The organism is Actinomycetospora sp. CA-084318, from assembly GCF_050955885.1.
GTDB lineage: Bacteria > Actinomycetota > Actinomycetes > Mycobacteriales > Pseudonocardiaceae > Actinomycetospora.
Window position 1 is genome coordinate 2,219,861 of record NZ_CP192098.1, and the last position, 19,533, is coordinate 2,239,393.

A 19,533-nucleotide genomic window follows, 5' to 3' on the forward strand; every position below is an offset into this window, starting at 1 on the left:
GACCGGCTCAACTCTCGACGTAGTGGCGGAGGGCGACCGGGTCGCGCAGTTCGATCTCCTGTCCGGCGACCGTGATCCATCCGCGCCGCCGGAATCCCTGGAGCGCAGCGTTCAGGCTCTGGCGGGAGGTGCCGACGCGGTGGGCCATCTCGGTCTGGGTGAGCCGGCTGCGGATGCGGGTGGAGCTCTCGCTCGCCTCCAAGGACAGCAGGAACTTCGCCACGCGCCGAGGCGTGTCGAGGAAGACCAGGTCTGCGGCGGCGCCGGTGAGTCGACGCACGACCTCTGCCAGGGAACCGAGCAGGGCGTGGGTGAGGGCGGGGGAGCCGGCCGCCACCGCGAGCACGACGTCGCGCTCCAGGCGCAGGACCGAAGCGTCCGTCAGGGCGGTCACGGTGGCCGAGCGTCGGCCTCCGTCCGCGACGGTCAGTTCCCCGACGACGCCCGGCGGGTCCACCACGGCGAGGAGGAGTTCCTCTCCGTGGGCAGATGCGCTGACGGCCTTGAGGCTGCCGTCCACGACGACCAACATCGAGTCGCCGGGGTCGCCCTCGGAGAACAGCAGCTGGCCGCGCCGGTAACGCCGCATGGAGCCCGCCGATGCGAGCTGCCGCAGATCGGCCTCGTTGACGTCGGCGAACAGCGGACAGACTGCCAGCGCTTGCACGCCCCGTTGCTCGTCCACCCAGCCCCCCAGCTCGTGAGCGGCTGATCCTGACAGGGTCATCGCGGGCCAACAAGGCTTCGTGCGAGCACGAAGAGTGAGTAACGGTCGCGAACCTGACTCCGATCGTGTCGTCAAGGCGACAGCGTGCAGCTGGGTGATCGCGCAGTCTGTGCACACCGCTGACGTGAGGAGTACGCCATGACCCGCCAGGACCCGACCGACGACGTTGAGGGCCACGCGATGCGCGGTCGAGCGGTTGAGGTGGAGCGGAGCGAGACCGACGACGTAGAGGGTCACGCCATTCGCGGGAAGGTGGCCGACGTGGAGCGCGTCGAGGACGAGGACGTCGAAGGACACGCGATTCGTGGTCGGGGAGCCGACGGCGAGGGGAGCGAGACCGACGACGTCGAGGGGCACGGCGCCCGCTTCAACGGCGCTGATGCGGAGCGTGACGAGACGGACGATCTCGTGGGCCACGCCATGCGCGGGCGGTACGTCGACGCCCGGCGGGAAGAGACCGACGACGTCGAGGGTCACGCCGTACGCGGACGGTACGTCGACACCCAGCAGGACGAGGGCGAAGACGTCCAGGGACACATGCCTTTCAAGAGGGCGGCCGAGACGCAGCGCGACGAGGACGACGACACCGAGGGGCACATGCCCTTCAAGCGGATGGCGGATCAGCAGCGCGACGACGACGCCGAGGATCACGCCTTCCGGCGGTCCGCCGATGCCCAGCGCGACGAGAACGACGACGCCCAGGGGCACGCCTTCCGCCGGACCGCGGATGGTCAGCGCGACGAGGACGACGACACCGAGGGCCACGGCTTCCGTCGCTTTGCGGAGGCTCAGCGCGACGAGGACGACGATGCCCAGGGGCACGCCTTCCGACGGAGTGCCGACGCCCAGCGCAGCGAGGACGACGACGCTGAGGGCCACGCGCTTCGCGGACGATCCTGACCCGGCCCGACTCGCCACCGACGCGATGGATGCGCCCTCTGACCCCCGGCTCGTCGACCTCGACGTGATCGCTGCTGCGCTCGCAGCCGGACAGCGGGGCGGTGGCGCGTGGACCGAGGTCTTCGTTGAGCACCGGGACAGCCGCACGACGCGGTTGGACAGTGGCGTCGTCGAGGTACGCACCGATCGCGACCTCGGCGCCGCGGTCCGGGTGGGCAGGTCCGGTCGCGAAGGGCGAGCGTCGACGACGGTGCTCACCCGTGAGGCCCTGACCGGAGCAGCGCAGGTCGCCGCCGGCGTCCTGCGCCATCCGCCGGGCAGTGCTCCTGCTGAGCTGACGGAGCACGCCGGGGCGCCGGTCAACTCCCCGCGGCGAGGCCATGGAGACGGCGACACCGCGGAACGGGCCGACCTCGTGCGGCGGGTCGCGGACGGGGCGCGCGTCGGCAAGGAGATCCGCTCCGTCTCCGTGACGCTCGTCGAGGTGACCCAGCACGTCCTCGTTGCGACGACGGACGGCGATGTCCGCCGCGACACCCGCGTCCGTACCCGCGTCACGTGCCGGGTCGTCGCACGCTCCGCCGACGGCACCGCCACCGGCTTCGAAGGACCGGGCATCGGTGGCGGACTCGAGCTCTTCGACGACCGGGAGCCGGAGTCGGTAGGTGCGGCGGCTGCCGCGCAGGCGGTGCGCAAGCTGACCTCGCGCGCCGCGCCCGGAGGACCGCTCCCGGTGGTGCTGAGCGCGGGCGGTGGAGGCATGCTCATGCACGAGGCGTGCGGTCACGGTCTCGAGGCCGACGGCGTCGTCCGCCGCACCTCCGTCTACGCCGCCAGCCAGGGCCACCGGGTCGCGGGCCAACACGTCACCCTGGTGGACGACCCGACATGGGCGGGCGGCTTCGGCTCGTACGCGATCGATGACGAGGGACGACCCGCGGCTCCTGGCGTGCTGATCGACCGGGGCGTCCAGGTGGCCGCGCTGACCGACCGGAACCACGCAGCCCTCCTCGGCCGACCCGGCACCGCCAACGGGCGCCGTGAGTCAGCCGCGCACCCGCCGTTGTGCCGGATGAGCAACACCTACCTGGCTCCGGGGACCGCCACCACCTCGGACGTCCTCGGGACGGTGGACCGCGGCGTGTACATCACGCAGCTGTCCGGCGGCGAGGTCGACACCACGACCGGTGACTTCACCTTCACCGCTGCGGAGGCTCGGCTGATCGAGCGGGGCGAGCTGACCGACTCCCTGAGCGGCGTGACCCTCCTGGGATCGGGTCCGGCCGCCCTGGCCGGCATTGGGCCGATCGCTGACGACCTGTCGTTCGCGCAGGCGATGTGCGGGAACGACGGGCAGTGGGTGCCGGTGTCGTACGGCAGCCCGACGATGCGCATCGACGGCCTGACGATCGCCGGCACCCGATGACGGGGCTGGCGGCGGCAGGGCGGACCGTGCTGGACCGGTGCGGCGCCGACGAGGACGTCGAGGTCTACGGCCTGCACCGGCTGACCACGCGGGTCGACGTCGGCGACGGCGGCACACTCCGCAACGTCGGTCGTTCGGAGGTCTGCGGCGTCGGCATCCGCGTGATCACCGGCCGCAGGCTCGGCTACGCGTCCACCAACGACCTGAGCGCCTCGGGCCTCACCGCGGCTCTGGACGCCGCGCGCGAGCACACCACGGTCACGGAGCCCGACGACGGCAACCTCCTGCCGGAACCTACGACCGTCCCCGCCTCCGGAGTTCCGTTCGCCCCCGTGCCTGTGGAAGCGGCCATCGCGAGCGCCGTCGAACTCGCCCGCCGCGCCGCGACACTCGACCCACGGGTGCCGGTCGTGGACACCGCCACCTTCCGGGAGGAGCGCGCCACCCTGCTGATCGCCTCGACCCGGGGCGTGCGGGCCGAGCACACCCGGGCCTCGACCGAACTGCTCCTCGACGTCGTCGCTCCCGGCCATGGACCCGACCACGGAGTCCTCACCGGCTTCGGCTACGGCTGGGCGATGTCACCCGACGACCTGGATCCGGACGCCGTGGCCGCTGAGGCAGTGGACCAGGCCGTGGCCCTTCTCGAGCCTGCGGGGCGCCTTCCCTCCGGGCTGCCGGTGCTGCTGAGTCCCGAGGTGGCGGCCGCCGTCATCACCGCCGTCGGCCGTGCATTCACCGGACCGGCGCTGGACCACCGCAGCCCGTTCGCCGGCCGCCACGGCGAGACCGTGGCGGCCCCCGTCGTGACCTTGACCGACGACGGACTCTGCCCTCGCTCCGCGCACGCCGCGCCGTTCGACGACGAGGGCGTCCCGCGTCGTCGTACGACGCTGATCGACCGTGGGAAGGCCGTTGGCGCCCTGCACACCACCGCGACCGCTCCCGACGGCCGCTCCACCGGCAACGCTCGGCGCGGGAGCCACAAGAGCCTTCCCGGGGTGGCCCCGACGACGTTGCGGCTGGACCCCGCGGGATTGGTCGAGGTCACAGACGCGGTCCACGTGCACCAGCTCTCCGGTGAGGGGGCGGGCATCAGCCCGGTGACGGGCAAGGTAGACGTGGGCGTTTCGGCCACGTTGATCGCCGCGGGCGAGCCGGCCGGGTCGCTCCCGCAGCTCGGGCTCTCGACGACTCTCGAGGCGCTCCTCGAGGCTGTGGTCGGCGTCGGCGACGATGACCGCCCCGTCATGGGCTCGCCGGTACTGGCACCGACGGTGCTGCTCCGGCCCGGGCTGCTCTGACAGCTCCTCAGACCGCGACCGCCCCCTCACGGCCGAGGACGGGGTAGATCGTGTCGGTCACCGTCCGGCCCTTCACCTGCACCTGCTCCGGAGTGCCCCAATGGAAGGTTGCCGGAGCCGCATCGTGCACGGTGCTCGTGGCCAGCACCTCGGCCCGCCCGTCCCGCGCCGCCAGGCCGGCCAACCGGAATGCGAGGTTGGTGGAGTCCCCGATCACGGCCTCGACGGAGCGGGTGAACGCCGCCAGCGCCGCCTCGCCCTGCACCACGGCCCACCCCATGCGGATCGGGGAGCCGTCGGAGCTGCGCAGGGGCAGGTCCGGTCCCAGCTCCGTGACCCGCTGGTGCGCCGCCAACGCGAAGTCCACGGCGAGCTCGTTGGCCTCGGGGATCGCGCCCAGCTCCCACACCGCGTACAGAGCGTCCCCGGCGTAGTGGTTCAGGGTGCCGCGATGGTCGCGCAGGACCTTGCCCAGCTCCTGCCACAGCACGTGCAGCCCGTCGGCGATCCGAGTGCTCTCGGTGGCTTCGGAGATCGTCGAGTAGTTCGCGATGTCGCCGACCACCATGACCATCCGGGCCTGGCTGATCCGCGTCCGCGTCACCATGAAGTCACCGGGCGAGGCCGCGGTCTCCACCACCGTCGAGTGGAACACCATGGACAGGGAACCGAGCCGCAATTCGTCGCCGGGATGCAACGCCGTCGGAACCGCGCGTTCCAGACGCGCACCGTTGAGGAGTGACCCGTTCGTGCTGCTGTCGATGGCGTACGCACGGCGCCGTTCCGGGTCCATTCGGATCTCGAGATGGCTCCGCGACACCTCGGGATCGTCGATCACCAGCCGTCGCCGTTCGGCGATACCGCCGCACTCCCGCCCGATGAAAAGCTGGTCGTAGATCGGGACGATCGTCGATCGAGCCGGTCCGTCGACGACAACGTGACCGTTGGGCTCGGTCACCTGCTCGTCCACCATCTGTACCCCCCGCTGACTCGAGGACGTACGGTACCTCCGAGCTCGGACGTGCGGTGATCGGACAGTCGGGCTGAATGGTCGCGTCGCGCGCATTCTTCGTTCCTCGGGAGGCCGTCGTGGAAAACGCTGATCACGTCGATCTCGCCACGTGGTTGCGGACGCACGGCGCGTTGCCGGCCCCGATTGCCGTGGCGGTGGTCCGGCAGCTCGCCGACACCATGGACGCGACGCCCGACACCCATGGAGACATCGCCGCTGCCGACGTCGTGCTGCACGTGGCCGACGGTCTCCGCCCTGACGCGTCCGTGATGCGCGCCGACCTCAGCCGCACCGAGGCGGCGGGCGACCGGCCGGATCGTCGGTCGGACGTCGCTGCACTGGGGTGGGTGCTCCACGCCGCACTGACCGGAGATCCCTCGACCGGCCGGGACGCGGACGGCCCGCGGGTGGCCCTCCCCGACCTCAATCCCGACGTCTCCGCCCGGCTCCATGAGGTGATCGCCACCGCGACGTCTCCGGACAGGGCCACTCGGTACGGCCGAGCGGGGGCTCTCGCCGCCGCCGCCGAGACCGCTCTGGAGCAGCCCCCCGCGGCGACGACCGGTGCGCCGGACACGCTCGTCCGACCGGTCGGCTCGACCGTCGCGGCGGAGGCACCGACCCGAAGCGGGGAGCCCGACGCACCCTCCCCGGGCACCCTGGTCCGCCCCCTCCTCTCGACGGCTGATGCCGGGACCACGCTCGACCGGCCGATTGAGCTGACCAAGGATGCCGGGGGGACGCTGAACCGGCCGATCGAGCCGACCGGGGATGCCGGGGGGACGCTGAACCGGCCGATCGAGCCGTCGTCCACTGGCCTCGCACCCGGATCGGGTGGGAGCACCGTGCCGGGCTGGACCACGACCTCGACGGCCGCGTCAACGTCCGGCGCCGGCTCCGCTTCGCGGCGCGGCAGGAGAACCCCCACAGTCGTCGTGCTCCTGGCCGTCGTCCTCCTGGTCGGTGCCGTCGCCTGGTTCGTCCTCCAGCCGAGCGATCTCGAGGTCGTGGGCGCGACCGTGGTGCCGGCTACCGGTAGCAGCCCGACGTGCGATGCCACCGTCGACCTGCTCGGAACGATCCGCACCAACGGTCGGGGCGGGACGATCACCTACTCCTGGTCACGCAGCGACGGCAGCGAGACCGACTCGCGCAACGAGCAGCTCGCCGATGGCGTGACCAGCGTCGACGTGCACCTGTTGTGGCAGATCACCGGCCGGGGCCGGTACCCGGCCAACGCGACGTTGCGGGTCAGCGAGCCGAACGCGACGGAAGCGCGGACGGAGTTCGTGTACGACTGCCGGTGAGGCGTCCCGTATGCGGCCGACGGGTCACCCGGTCTTCTCGTCCTCGTCGTTGCTGCTCTCCGGCTCGTACGGGCCGTCGTTGTCGGGTTCGGTGCTCGACGCCTCCTGATCCGGTTGGTCGCCAGAGGTGTTGTCGGCAGCGACCGGCTCGTCGCGCGGTGGCGCACTGCTAGTGCTCGTGGTGTTCGTGGCCGTCACGGTCCGTCGTGGAGTCGGGGGCGTGGCGGACGGTCCGGGGTCGTCGCCGGTCTGCTCGGCTCCGCCGGACGGAACCCCTTCGCTTCCCGAGCCGTCCGCCGTAGGCGTCGGAGTCCCTGACGCATCGTCCGGGGGAGGACTTCCAGCACCGACCGGCGAGTTGCCGGTGTCGACGATCGATGCCCCCGAGACCGGTCCGGCGGGCGGATCGTCGAAATATTCGATCGTGTTGTTGACCCCGTCGCCGTACCCGGTGCATCGCCGGGTGCCGTAGCTCGCCGAAACTGACCCCGGCGCGCTTCCCCCGCTGCAGCTCACCCCGTTTGCGTTGGCGATCGCGGTCCACCCCGCTCCCACCGCCATCGCCGTGGCCACGGCTGCGGGGTCGCTCGTGGACGCGAGGGCGGCGCCACCATTCGACGAGTTCGCGGTTGCGGAGGTGCCGCTCCCAGTGGCAATCGCCTCGGCTACCCCGGGTCCGTCCGCCGACGCCTGCGCGACAGCGTTCGTACCGGTGGCGGTCGCAGTGGCGAAGCCGCCGTTGGACGCCTGGGATTCGGCGTTGGCCCCCGTGCCGTCTGCCGTCGCCTCGCTGAAGCTGTCCGATTCCCTCGCGGTCGCGGTCGCATCGGCGTCGTTGACGGCCCGTGCTCGCGCGCTGCTGTTCGAACTGCCGTTACCGGTGATCCTCGCGGTGGCCGCACCCGTGTCCGACGAGGCTGAGGCCGTGTTTCCCGTACCGCTCCCGACCCCTACCGTCGCAACGGCACTCCCGCCCTCGGTGAACGTGTCGCTGACGTTCCCCTGCGTGTCCGCCCTGCTCGAGCACCGCTGGGAGCGATATGTGGCCCCGGCGGAGCCGGCCCCTCCGCCCGCAGAGCAGTACACGTTCCTGCCGTCGGGGCCTGCCGCAGACCGAGCGGAGGCCATCCAGCCTGCCCCGCTGGCTACGGCCTCGGCATCTGCCCCTGGCTCGCTGCTCGTGGCCTCGACGAAGGCACCGTCAGAGGCGAAGGCGCCAGCGTACACGCCGTTGCGTGCATCGGCGATGGCGGTGCTGCCCGCGCCCTGGGCGCTCGAGAACGCGTTGTTGCCGTCACCCACCGCGGAGCTGAACGCGTTGCTGCCTGCGCCCAATGCCTGAGCGTCGGCGACGTTGCCGTCTCCCACGACGTAGACGTCGGCTCCCTCCGAGGAGCCGGTGCCGGTATCATTGGCGACGGCGTTCGCGGTGTTCCCCACGCCTCCGACACGGCCCCCGACACGGCTGTTGGTGCCATCGAGAGTCAGCGTGTTGTCGTACCCCGGTGCGGTGCCGTCCATGAGGTCGTCGTTGGGTGGGTCGCCCGCGCCGGCCACCAGGCCGTCGATCACGGCTCCGTTGTCACCGCTTGCCGTCAGCGTGTTCCGCGAACTGCCGGCTCCGGTGATCCTGCCGGTCACGGTGCTGCCACCACGAGCGGTCGAGTCGGCGGTGTTGTCCGAGCCCTCGGCGACGTCGATGCTCGAGGAGGCGTTGCTCCCGGGACCGTCCTCCGACTCGAGCGCCCGGTTGTTGGTGCCGGTCGGCGGAGTGGAGGTCGAGGTCGGAGGACTGCTCGGCGACGTGGTCGGGGTGGGAGAAGTGTCTGGCGGGGTCGAGGTGGGCGGGATCGGCGGTGCGGACGTCGGCGGCGCGGGCGGCTCGGGCTGTGAACCCGGTGGGACCGGGGGAGCAGGCACTCCCGCAGGCGGCGCCGGCGGCTCCGCGACCACGCCCGGTGCGGCGGCGGCTGCAGGCTCGACGACGGGCGGAGCCGCCACGCCGGCCGCGGGCTGAATCTGCGCGACGACGCCCGGTGCGGCCGCAGGTGCGGGCGCCGCAGCCACCTCCGGAACCGCCGCGACGCCCGGCGCAGGCGGCGCGACGAGCGCCGGAGCGACGGGAGCGGGCTGCACGAGGGCGAGCGCCGGCGGATCGACGGGCGTGGCCGGAGACTGTTGGCCGACGGCGACGACGAAGACCACGCCCCCGATGACCACCATGCCGGCGACCGCCGCAGCGACTGTCCCCGTGATGCCCAGCCCGGCCGCCATCGTCGCGAACCAGCCGCCGGCACCGGCGGCGGTGCTGCCCAGCGAGGTGGTCACCAGGGTCGTGCCGCCCGCCATCCCGCCGGCCGTGCCCGCGCTGCCGACCACGCCAGCGAGGGCCTGCACACTACTCAGGGCGTTGGCGGGGGCAACTGCAACACCGGCGGCCGGCAGCAACGGCGCCAGCATGGCGACCCGGCGCGCCAGCTCGGCGCGACCACGCGTCTCCCACCCGGCGCCGTAGCCCGCGACCGCCGCCCGCTCGAGGTCGGCGAGGAAGACACCGGCGTCGGCGGGACGCGAGTCGGGACGCTTGGCGAGACCGCGGGTCGCCAGATCGCGCACGGACTCCGGCAGCGTCTCCACCGGAATCGGTGCCGTCTCGTGCTTCTCCCGAAGTGCGTTGAGGTTGCCCGCGGAGTACGGCGCCCGACCGGTGATGCACTCGACGAAGACCGCCGTGGCCGCGTAGACGTCGCCGTGCGGGGAGGCGATGCCCCCGGCCCACTGCTCGGGAGCCATGTACGTCGGCGTGCCGAGTCCGTCGCCGACTCCTCCGGTACGGATCGCGACGCCGAAGTCCGCGAGCTTGCTCTCGCCCTCGCGGGTGAGCAGCACGTTCTCCGGCTTGTAGTCGCGGTGCACCACGCCGGCCCGGTGGGCGAAGTCCAGACCCATCAGCGAGCCCTTGAGGACCGCGAGGGCGGACTCCGGCTCGGTGGCGCCGTGCTCGGAGAGGGTGGCGCGCAGGGAAGCGCCGTCGACGAGCTCCATGACCATGGCGGAGCCGTCGGTCGCCTCGACGTAGTCGTAGAGCTGGATGACGTGCGGCGTGCGGATGCCCGCCAGGATGGCCGCCTCCTGAGCGAAGGCGCGGCGGAACTCGGCGTCGGCGAGAAAGTCGGCGCTCAGATACTTGATGGCGACCTGACGGCCGTCTGTATCCGTCGCCATGACGACGGTCCCGGTACCTCCGCGGCCCAGCTCTCGGATTTCCGTGAATCCCGGCAAGATCCATTGTCCCGCCATGTCCGCCCCCCGATCGACGCCTTCGCCGTGCTGCACCTTCGCCTGATCCGCACCAGACACGGTTGTCTCGAACATCGCGACAAGAGCTCTCGCGTTACGTCATTCGGCACCGATGTGCCCTTCTTGCGGTTCACGTGAAGCTCTGTCGGAAGATCTCACTGCGGTTCGCATTCGCCGTGTCGCAGTCAGTCACAACACGCGGTCCAACGAGGAATGGCGACAGCGGGGCGGCGCGAACGGATTCGGCCCCGCCGCTTTCCTTGAGCTGGCGACGGTGCCCGTCCCGTCGTCGCTCGTGGTGCGGTCTCGCGGTCGGGATCACCGGCCTCTCCGCCGGTCTCGGTGGAGGACTCGCCCTCGGCGGAGGCGTATCCGCCTCGCCCTCCGGGTGCCCCTCACTGCGGCTCGCTGCCGCCGTCGCCACCTTGTCCTACGGTCGCGGACGAGCGGTCACTCGAGGCATGGGCCGTGCCGCCGAAACCACCGGACGGTCCGGTCCGTCGCCCTGGAGTTTCCATCGTCACCGCGGGCGCCCGCTCGGGCCCGGCGGGCGTCGGAGAGGCTCGGGACGACGACGTGCGAGTGCGCGGGTCCTGGTCATGGGAGCTCCCCTCTGGATGGACGCGCTCCGTACACAAGACGTCGGCCTTGATCACCGGCGTTCGGCCCTGAGAGCGACCCGACTCCTAGCCGGGCAGCGCTACGGTGACGCAGCGTTCTTACAGCCGCCTTTCATCGCAGCTCTCACGCTCAGGGCTGATGTCGCAGTCCTCCCAGTTGCGGCGCGACTTCGGTGTCGCTTCGGACTCGTTGCCGCAGTAACCAGCTCGGCCTGCGCGCCCAGTCGAACACCTCGACGGCCGTCGCCTGGCGCTACGGCTTCACCGGCGACCGGAGTGCGATCTGTTCTGGGTTCCAGCAGACCTCGCTCGCCGACATGCCTCGAAGGCGGTCGGTCATGTCGCGCCGCGACGTGCTGTGGCCCGCCTTCGGCTGCGTCGCGACCGGATCGTGCTCTGACGCGGCGTGACGTCGATCTCCGAGCAACGCGTTCGGCCGCATGGCCCTGGAACTCGTCGGCATTCGGACACTCCGGGTAGCAACAGTCAGGACGTTGTGGACACTGACGAGTGAAGTAGACCTCAGCGTCGTCAGACCGTTGCGGCGTGTCGTCACGACACGCCGGTTCCTCTGTCGAGGCTTGGTAACGGAAAGAACCCCAAACCCCGATAGCGCCGTCGAGAGCGCACCAACGGATGACGGTGGGGGCTGCAGGCGAACGGAGGAGACCTCCGGGGCCCGCAGGTAACGATCTGGCCGTCCGTGACAGTGGGGGGTCACACGAAGTGAGCACGGACATCGGGTTCGTGGGGAACCGGCATCACGCCGGCGTTTCTGCGCCGCGGTCCCCGCAGGGGGCGCCGGTGGGGGGACCGGCGTCGACGCAGACCTGGCGCGCAGTGCTGCTGCGTGCTGTCGTCGCGTCGGATCTCGGCATCGTCATCGGCGTGGCCGCCATCGCGACCGCCCTCGGCGTCGCGACCCGCTCCTGGGACCTGCAAGCCGCCGCGGTGTCCAGCTGCATCGGTGCAGGCGTGGCGCTGACGCTCATGGCGACGATGCGCTGCTGGGACTCGCAGGTGATCGGCCAGGGCGCCGAGGAGTTCAACCGGCTCGTCCGCGCCTTCGTCGGCGCCTCCCTGGTCCTGGCCCTCATCGGCTACATGGCCAAGGCGAACGACCTGCGCCCCTGGGTCATCGGAGTCCTGCCGGTCACCGGGCTCGCGATCCTCGGCGGCCGCTACCTCATCCGCCGCGTGCTGCACGCCGCGCGCCGCGAGGACCTCTGCATGTCCTCGGTCCTGGTGATCGGCACCGAGCAGGGCATTACCGACCTGGTCACTCGGACCCTGCGGGTCCCGCATCACGGCTGGACCGTCGTCGCCGCCTGCACCTCCACCGGCGAGGCCTCCGACGGCTCCGCCACCGTGGCTGACGTCCCGGTGGTCGGCGACCTCGACGGCGTCGCCCGCCAGGTCGCCGAACTCGGCATCGACGTGGTCGCCATCGCCCCGACCCCCGGCTGGAGCCCCAAGCGGCTCCAGGCGCTGGCCTGGGAGCTCGAGGGCACCGGCGTCGACCTGGTCGTCGACCCCGGCCTCATGGAGATCGGCGGCCCGCGGCTGCACGTCGCCCCGGTCGACGGCCTCCCGATGCTCCGCCTCACCGAGCCCCGCTTCGACGGCGTGACCCGCGCGGTCAAGGCCGGCATCGATCGCCTCGGCGCTGCCGCGCTCCTCTTCGTCCTCGCCCCGGTCTTCCTCACGATCGCAGTGCTCATCAAGCGCGACGGCGGCCCGGTCTTCTACCGACAGGAGCGCGTCGGCCTCAACGGCGAGCACTTCCGCATGGTGAAGTTCCGCTCGATGGTCGTGAACGCCGACCAAATGGTCGCGACGCTTTCCGTGGACAACGAGGCGGCGGGCCCGCTGTTCAAGATGAAGCGCGACCCGCGCATCACCGCAGTCGGGTCGACGCTGCGCCGGCTCTCGCTCGACGAGCTCCCGCAGCTGTTCAACGTGCTCAGCGGCTCGATGTCCCTGGTCGGCCCCCGCCCGCCGCTCGCCCGCGAGGTGGCGCAGTACGAGACCGACGCCCGTCGCAAGCTCCTCGTTCGCCCGGGCATGACCGGCCTCTGGCAGGTCAGCGGCCGCTCGGACCTCACCTGGGACGAGTCGGTGCGACTCGACCTGCGCTACGTCGAGAACTGGTCGCCGGCCCTCGACATGAACATTCTCTGGAAGACCGTCGGAGCCGTCACTCGCGGCCGCGGCGCGTACTGAACTAGCAATTCTCTCATCAACCACGCATTCATCCGGGGGTAGAGCTATGCCCGAGAACACCGCCATCACCGTCTCCGACGTCGACGCCGCGTCGATCCCGCTGCAGCGCTCCAAGAACATCAAGGTGGTCGTTCCGGCGCCCGACACGGCAGCGACCCCGACTCAGCGGATCTATTGCGCTCGGGTTCCGATCTCCGCGTGCACCCCGGGTGTGGCGGTTGCACAGGTCCTGCACCTGGCTCGGAAGAACCGCTCCGAGGGCGCCGACGTCCACCTGTGCAACGCCTACACGCTCTCCCTGGCCGACCAGAACGCCGGCTACCGCTTCATGTTGCAGAACGCGAGCCTGAACCTGGCGGATGGCAAGTCGGTCGCGTGGATGAACAAGCTGGTGGGCGTGACGGCCGAGGGCGCCGACCGCGTGCGGGGCAACGACCTGTTCCTCGATGTCGTCGAGCAGGGCCAGTTCCACGGAACGCGGCACTACCTGCTCGGGAGCACCCCCGAGGTCGTCGAGAAGCTCCGCGACGAGCTTCTGCGCCGGTTTCCGGCTGCGTCCATCGTCGGGGTCGAGTCGCCGCCCTTCCGCCCTCTGACCGACGACGAGCGGGCCGAGCAGGCGGCACGCATCCGGGAGTCCGGCGCCGACATCGTCTGGGTGGGCCTCGGGACTCCGAAGCAGGACCGCGCGGCCGTCGAGCTCGCGCGCGACGCCGGCGTCGTCGCGGTCGCGATTGGCGCCGCGTTCGACTTCATCGCCGGTAACAAGCCCGAGGCCCCGACGTGGATGCAGCACTCCGGGCTGGAGTGGGTGCACCGCTTCAGCAGCGAGCCGCGCCGGCTGTGGCGCCGCTACCTCTTCGGCAACTCGCGCTTCGTGTACGCCGCGTATCGCTACCGCCGTGCCCAGACCCACGCGAAGGCCGTGCTCGAGACGGCTCGACAGTGCCGATCGGCCGCGTGACTCCACCGTTCAGCACACGACACCTACCGCCATTCGTTCGAGTCTACGGTTGGCAGGCCCCTCGCTTCCGCCTACTGTGCGTGCCCTGTCAGGCTCCAGTGGGCTTGGTTGCGCCACCACGGGGGGGCCGGTGACGGCACAGCAGTTACTACCGCGCGACGCGCGTGTGTTGGTGGCCGGGTCGGGGGGCCTGGTGGGGTCGGCGGTGGTGCGGGCGTTGGGGGCGGCGGGGTTCTCGGATGTGGTGGGGGCCCGGTCGGCGCAGGTGGATCTGCGGGATGCGGACGCGGCGCGGGAGTTCGTGACGGCGACCCGACCCGATGTCGTGGTGGATGCGGCGGCTCGGGTGGGTGGGATCGCGGCGAACGACGCGCGGCCGGTGGAGTTCCTGCACGACAACCTGCGGATCCAGGCGAATCTGCTGGACGCGGCGCACGCGGCGGGGACGGAGCGGCTGTTTTTGGGGTCGTCGTGCATCTATCCGAAGTTCGCGGAGCAGCCGATCCGGGAGGACTCGCTGCTGACGGGGGCGTTGGAGCCGACGAACGACGCGTACGCGATCGCGAAGATCGCGGGGATCATGGGTGTGCAGTCCTACCGTCGCGAGTACGAGCGTCGGTGGATTTCGGCGATGCCGACGAATCTGTACGGGCCGGGGGACAATTTCGACCTGGAGTCCTCGCACGTGTTGCCGGCGTTGATCCAGAAGTTCCACGAGGCCACCGTCAACGGGGAACCGAGTGTGACGGTGTGGGGGACCGGGACGCCGCGGCGGGAGTTCCTGCACGTCGATGATCTGGCGGCGGCGTGTGTGCACCTGTTGGAGGCCTACGACGATCCGGCGCCGATCAACGTCGGGACCGGTGAGGACGTGACGATCGCGGAGTTGGCGTCGGCGGTCGCCCGGACGGTGGGTTTCTCGGGGGACATCGTCTACGACACGTCGCGTCCGGACGGGACGCCCCGCAAGGTGCTGGACGTCTCGAAGATCGCGGCGACGGGGTGGAAGCCCCGGATCGGGCTCACCGAGGGCCTGGCCTCGACCTACCGCTGGTACCTGACCGATGTCGCCGGCGAGGGGGCCGGCGCTGAGCAGATGTCGGGGGTTGTGGAATGAAGCGCGCGATCATCACGGGTATCACCGGTCAGGACGGGTCGTACCTGACCGAGTTGTTGCTGGCGAAGGGCTACGAGGTGCACGGCATCATCCGCCGGTCGTCGACGTTCAACACGGGTCGGATCGAGCACTTGTATCAGGACCCGCACGACCCGGACCAGCGTCTGGTGCTGCACTACGGGGATCTGACCGACTCGAGTCGGCTGGTGACGTTGATCGAGAAGGTCCGTCCGGACGAGGTGTATCACCTGGCGGCGCAGTCGCACGTGCGGGTGAGCTTCGACGAGCCGGAGTACACGGGCAACACCACCGGGGTCGGCACTGCCCGGCTGCTCGAGGCGATCCGGATGGTGGGGATCGAGACCCGTTACTACCAGGCGTCGAGCTCGGAGATGTTCGGGGCGACGCCGCCGCCGCAGAACGAACAGACCCCGTTCTATCCGCGCAGCCCGTATGGGGCGGCGAAGGTGTACGGGTATTGGATGGCGCGGAACTACCGTGAGGCGCACGGGATGTTCGCGGTGAACGGGATCCTGTTCAACCACGAGTCCCCGCGTCGCGGGGAGACGTTCGTGACCCGCAAGATCGCGCGGGCGGCGGCGCGGATTGCGCAGGCCAAGGAGCAGTTCGTATACCTGGGGAATCTGGACGCGGTCCGGGACTGGGGGTACGCCCCGGAGTACGTGGAGGGCATGTGGCGGATGCTGCAGGCCGACCGCGGGGACGACTACGTGCTCGCGACCGGAACGGCGACGACGGTGCGGCAGTGGGTCCAGTACTGCTTCGGGGCGGTGAACCTGGACTGGGAGTCCCACGTCCGGTTCGACGAGACCTATCTGCGTCCGACCGAGGTCGACGCCCTGATCGGTGACGCCACCAAGGCCGAGAAGGAGCTGGGCTGGAAGGCGCAGACCATGCCCGACCAGCTCGCCCGCATCATGGTTGAAGCCGAACTGGACGAACAGTGAAGGTACTAGTCGTTACTAACCACCTCGTCCCAGGTCAGCTCGATCTGTGGGAGGAGGCTGCGCTGATCGACGGCATCGAACTTCACCTGGCAGGCGCAGCGCCTACCCGTCAGCTCGATCCCTACATTACAGGTGAAAGAGCAGAATCAGGTCTTGAACACTACCTTCAGCCCCTCCCACTTAGGAAGGGGCGTGACTCGACTTGGTGGTACTTCAAGGGTCTTCGCTCTAAGTTACGCGAACTCAGACCCGATGTACTGCACGTTCACTGTGAGGCATGGGGAGTACCTGCCATCCAGTCGTTGGCGATGGCTTCGTGTCCAGTCGTAATTCACGGGGCCGACAATCAGTTCTACTTCGGCCACGGGCTGGAACGAACCGTAAGAGACAAACTCCTAGGGTTCACGTTGCATAGAGCGGCAGCTTACGTCAGCTGGAACGCTGAAGGTTCGCGCCTTGCCTTATCATGCAACCCGCAGCTTCCGACCTGCGTAGTCCCTGGGATCGCGACTCCAGACCCGGTATCTGCGGGCCTTTCCCGGCGTGCAGAAATTCCTACAGTGCCGCAACACGATGTCTCGAAGCTCCGGCTAGGTTTCGTGGGACGCGACGCACCAGAGAAAGGGTTGGATGTACTCATCAATGCGCTGACCCTCGTCGCGCCGACAACTAGGCATCGTCTCGAGTTAGTCCTTGCAGGCGCTAACCGACAAGCAGGGGAAATCGAGACGCTAACAGGCGTGTCTGCCAAAAGTCTTGGCGAGATGCCGCAACCGGATGCGCTCGAGCTGATCGGAACGCTTGACGCCCTAATCGTTCCGTCTGTGTCCACACCTCGATTGCGTGAACAATACGGACGCGTCGCCGTGGAAGCGATGGCTAGAAGCGTACCGGTTATCTATAGCCGTAGCGGCGCCTTGCCAGAAGTCGTCGATTACGACAAACTCGCTTTCGACGAAGGCGAGAGTAGTCAGTTGGCTGCGATCTTGGAACGATCTGCGCAGGATAGGTCTATTCTGATCGAGGCTCAGGCGGCAGTTCGGAACCAGTATGAGTTGCATCACTCCCCACGGGAGCTCGCCCGGAAACTGGTCGACCTTTGGAAATCGGTCGCGAACGGTGGTTGAGTCGGCAAGACGAGGGGCGACTTGGACGACACTTGACCAGATCGCGTCCACGGCGAGCAATTCGCTTGTCCTAGTCTTCGTCTCTTACTCCAGCGGCAAGGATGGACTGGTAGGGTTTTCTTTCGCCTTCACCATTTATCTCATTGTGCTGGGTTTGAATCGCTCCTTTCTTCTAGAATCTAGCCTTGTTAGTCATGAGTCACGACGCGGATCGTCTGAAACAGTAGCTCTCAGCGCATCCTTCGCGGGTGGCTTGGTGGTAGGCGGAGTCCTCTACGTGCTCGGCTCTGCACTGGACAGACCTACGATCATAGCGTTGTCTGCGGTCATTGCGGGCCTACTTCTACAGGACGCCACGCGGTTCATCGCTTTTCGGAGGTTGGATTCGCGGATCGCATTTGAGGTCGACGGCGTTTGGTGCGTACTTCTACCTGTGCTCATCATTGTGCCCGCGGACCCATCGGGCGCGAATGTTACGGCCACATGGGGAGCATGCGCATCTCTTGCTGGCCTTTACGGGGTAGGACGGCTTCGTATTAGACCGAGCCTCTCACGTGGAGCGCTCAGGACGTGGTTTGATGGCCACGGGAAGATGGGCGGATCCCTCGTTCTCGACGGGCTCATCTTCGCATTCGGCCAACAGGCTCTCATCCTCATCGTTGTTGAGCTGTCGACCGACGATTTTGGGTTGGCTGACTTCCGGGCCGGGCAAACCCTCATCGGGCCTCTAGCCGCACTGTTTCCCGTACTGAATATGCTTCTCTTACCGCGTCTCGCGCAGGGCTACGCTGGGCGCCGGCTCCTGCCGCTTGTTTCTACCGTGGCTGTTGCAACGGCTTTGGTCTATACCACGGTCTTGATGTTGGCTAGTGGGATAGTCAGCCAACTGCTGTTCAACGAGCAGGTCCGCCTATCTCTCACCCTCATCTGCTTGGCAGGCGTGCAGGTACTGAGCTACTCATTCGTACTCGGACGCGTCGCGGTGTTGCGAGCCAGGCATCGAATGAGAGAGATTCTTGTGAGTCGCACGCTGTCCACAGTGGCGGGCGCTTGCGTCGGCTTTTCCTATGTACTGCTGCCCGTCCCCGAGATACTTGGAGCCAGCCTCGCTATCCAGTCGGTGCTCTTCTCAGCGATATTGCTCATCATTACGCGAACCTTGAACAGCAAGGGCGCAGGACAAGTTCATTTGAAGGAGGGCTCGTGAAGGTGCTCCTAGTCCACAACTCATACGATCGTTCGAGTCCAAGTGGTGAGAATGAAGCAGTGAGTACGGACGTCGAGCTACTGCGTCAAGCAGGAGTGCAGGTCGAAGTGCTCGCGGTCGAATCGGACGCCTTTTTGGGCACTGGGCAGTCTCGCACGACGACCGCTTATGCAGAGCTGCGCAAAGGTGGCTCGCTCAACGTTAGCAGGATCCTCAATAGCTATTACCCAGACGTTGTTCATATCCATAACGCCCTGCCCTTCTTCTCTCTACGGGCACTCAACCGCATACAGCGGTCGAATGCCGCTACCGTGATGACGGTGCACAACTACCGATTCACCTGCATGGCTGGGACACACCAGCTAGACGGGGATCCTTGTCACATGTGTCAGGGTAGAAAGACAGAGTTGCCTGGCGTTTTGAATAGCTGCTATCGGGGTAGCAAATGGCAGAGCGCGGCGATTGCCGCCAAAAGGCTGCGGGCCTTACCCATCCTGAAGGCGCTCGATCACTACTTCGCGCTCACGCCTGAGCTCGAGACCTACCTAGTTGACCAGGTAGGTCTCGACGCCGATCGAGTAACGGTGCGCGGGAACACCATCCTGAATCGTTATTTGGAGCCGGCGACGAACGAGCCGCGCGGGATGAGCGACGATCCTCTCCTGTACGTAGGCCGCTTCAGTGAGGAAAAAGGCATCTCGTTGCTCTTACGGGCACACAAGGCTCTCGGTCCGGGAGCGCCTCGTCTGCAAGTCGTCGGCTCGGGGCCACTGATCGAGGAGGTGCTGAGGGCCACTGCCGATGCGCCATCGGTACAGTATCTAGGCCGAAAGACCCAGAATGAAGTATTGGGCTTGATGCGAAGTTCGAGTGCGCTCATTATCCCGAGTACATGCTATGAGGGCCTCCCTCGGGTCGCCGTCGAGGCCTTCTCGGCTGGGCTCCCGGTGATCGCCACGAATCTCGGTGCACTAGCCAACGTGATCAACGGCTCCAACGGAATCTGCGTGCCGCCGACTGTAGAAGACCTGTCTGCAGCCATGGGAGACCTTGCGGAGTCCCGTGTAGAGGAACATACAACTCGTCAAGAAGCTGCCTACGCGACCTTCGCGGACAGGTTTTCGCCCGAGAAGTCACTCTCCTCGCTGATGAGCGGTTACGAGATAGCATTATCAAGAGCGAAAGAAGCGCGAGTCGGGTGAACGGCGCTGAAAAAACGCGGACGAGAAGTCAATCAGAAGTTGCATTGCGTGGGATCGAGGTATCAGAATCAAAGTGGGCCCAGGCGCTCCTATGGGTTGCAGTTCTTCTTCCATTCTTCTACTCCACCG

14 protein-coding genes and 1 pseudogene are annotated in these 19,533 nt (G+C 68.3%); 11 read left to right on the top strand and 4 right to left on the bottom strand.

What is annotated here, in order from left to right; translation table 11 throughout:
* Positions 1-7 precede the first annotated feature (7 nt).
* Positions 8-685: a Crp/Fnr family transcriptional regulator gene (locus tag ACQPYX_RS10890; protein WP_433802923.1), complete on the bottom strand. Its 678-nt coding sequence runs from the start codon at positions 683-685 to the stop codon at positions 8-10.
* Between the two features lie 180 nt (positions 686-865).
* Between ACQPYX_RS10890 and ACQPYX_RS10895 the strand changes: the two genes are divergently transcribed.
* From ACQPYX_RS10895 to ACQPYX_RS10905, 3 genes are read left to right on the top strand one after another with little or no spacing between them, the layout of a single operon-like run.
* A complete protein-coding gene (locus ACQPYX_RS10895) occupies positions 866-1,627 on the top strand; it encodes a hypothetical protein (protein WP_433802924.1) in 762 nt (253 codons plus the stop codon).
* A 25-nt stretch (positions 1,628-1,652) separates the two neighbouring features.
* Entirely contained in the window at positions 1,653-3,053 is a 1,401-nt protein-coding gene (locus tag ACQPYX_RS10900; protein WP_433802925.1) for a TldD/PmbA family protein, read from the top strand.
* On the top strand, positions 3,050-4,357 hold the full coding sequence (locus tag ACQPYX_RS10905; RefSeq protein WP_433802926.1) for a TldD/PmbA family protein: 1,308 nt from the start codon (positions 3,050-3,052) through the stop codon (positions 4,355-4,357). Before ACQPYX_RS10900 ends, ACQPYX_RS10905 begins: the two co-directional genes overlap by 4 nt.
* Before the next feature lie 7 nt (positions 4,358-4,364).
* Here ACQPYX_RS10905 and ACQPYX_RS10910 read toward each other — a convergent pair whose 3' ends face one another.
* Positions 4,365-5,015 (bottom strand): adenylate/guanylate cyclase domain-containing protein, encoded by a 651-nt coding sequence (locus tag ACQPYX_RS10910; RefSeq protein WP_433803844.1) that lies wholly within the window; start codon positions 5,013-5,015, stop codon positions 4,365-4,367.
* Positions 5,016-5,036: 21 nt separating this feature from the next.
* Positions 5,037-5,423 (bottom strand): annotated as a pseudogene (locus tag ACQPYX_RS10915) (FHA domain-containing protein); the annotation flags it as partial.
* A gap of 23 nt (positions 5,424-5,446) precedes the next feature.
* On the opposite strand from ACQPYX_RS10915, the gene ACQPYX_RS10920 reads away from it, so the two are divergent.
* Positions 5,447-6,676, top strand: coding sequence for a hypothetical protein (locus tag ACQPYX_RS10920; protein ID WP_433802927.1), 1,230 nt, complete (start codon positions 5,447-5,449; stop codon positions 6,674-6,676).
* Positions 6,677-6,700: 24 nt separating this feature from the next.
* Here the strand turns inward: ACQPYX_RS10920 and ACQPYX_RS10925 are convergent, their stop codons facing one another.
* Positions 6,701-10,051 carry a protein kinase domain-containing protein gene (locus ACQPYX_RS10925; protein ID WP_433802928.1) on the bottom strand — a complete coding sequence of 1,117 codons (3,351 nt, stop codon included), beginning with the start codon at positions 10,049-10,051 and terminating at the stop codon, positions 6,701-6,703.
* Positions 10,052-11,400: 1,349 nt separating this feature from the next.
* On the opposite strand from ACQPYX_RS10925, the gene ACQPYX_RS10930 reads away from it, so the two are divergent.
* From ACQPYX_RS10930 to ACQPYX_RS10960, 7 genes are all read left to right on the top strand, one after another.
* Entirely contained in the window at positions 11,401-12,819 is a 1,419-nt protein-coding gene (locus ACQPYX_RS10930) for a sugar transferase (RefSeq protein ID WP_433802929.1), read from the top strand.
* A gap of 46 nt (positions 12,820-12,865) precedes the next feature.
* A complete protein-coding gene (locus ACQPYX_RS10935) occupies positions 12,866-13,783 on the top strand; it encodes a WecB/TagA/CpsF family glycosyltransferase (protein WP_433802930.1) in 918 nt (305 codons plus the stop codon).
* Positions 13,784-13,913: 130 nt separating this feature from the next.
* Positions 13,914-14,900: a GDP-L-fucose synthase family protein gene (locus tag ACQPYX_RS10940; protein WP_433802931.1), complete on the top strand. Its 987-nt coding sequence runs from the start codon at positions 13,914-13,916 to the stop codon at positions 14,898-14,900.
* Positions 14,897-15,868, top strand: coding sequence for a GDP-mannose 4,6-dehydratase (gene gmd / locus ACQPYX_RS10945; RefSeq protein ID WP_433802932.1), 972 nt, complete (start codon positions 14,897-14,899; stop codon positions 15,866-15,868). Before ACQPYX_RS10940 ends, gmd begins: the two co-directional genes overlap by 4 nt.
* Positions 15,865-16,995 (top strand): glycosyltransferase family 4 protein, encoded by a 1,131-nt coding sequence (locus tag ACQPYX_RS10950; protein WP_433802933.1) that lies wholly within the window; start codon positions 15,865-15,867, stop codon positions 16,993-16,995. Before gmd ends, ACQPYX_RS10950 begins: the two co-directional genes overlap by 4 nt.
* A 592-nt stretch (positions 16,996-17,587) precedes the next feature.
* A complete protein-coding gene (locus ACQPYX_RS10955; protein WP_433802934.1) occupies positions 17,588-18,202 on the top strand; it encodes a hypothetical protein in 615 nt (204 codons plus the stop codon).
* Between the two features lie 59 nt (positions 18,203-18,261).
* Positions 18,262-19,404, top strand: a complete 1,143-nt coding sequence (locus ACQPYX_RS10960; RefSeq protein ID WP_433802935.1) for a glycosyltransferase family 4 protein — start codon at positions 18,262-18,264, stop codon at positions 19,402-19,404.
* Positions 19,405-19,533: the final 129 nt, after the last annotated feature.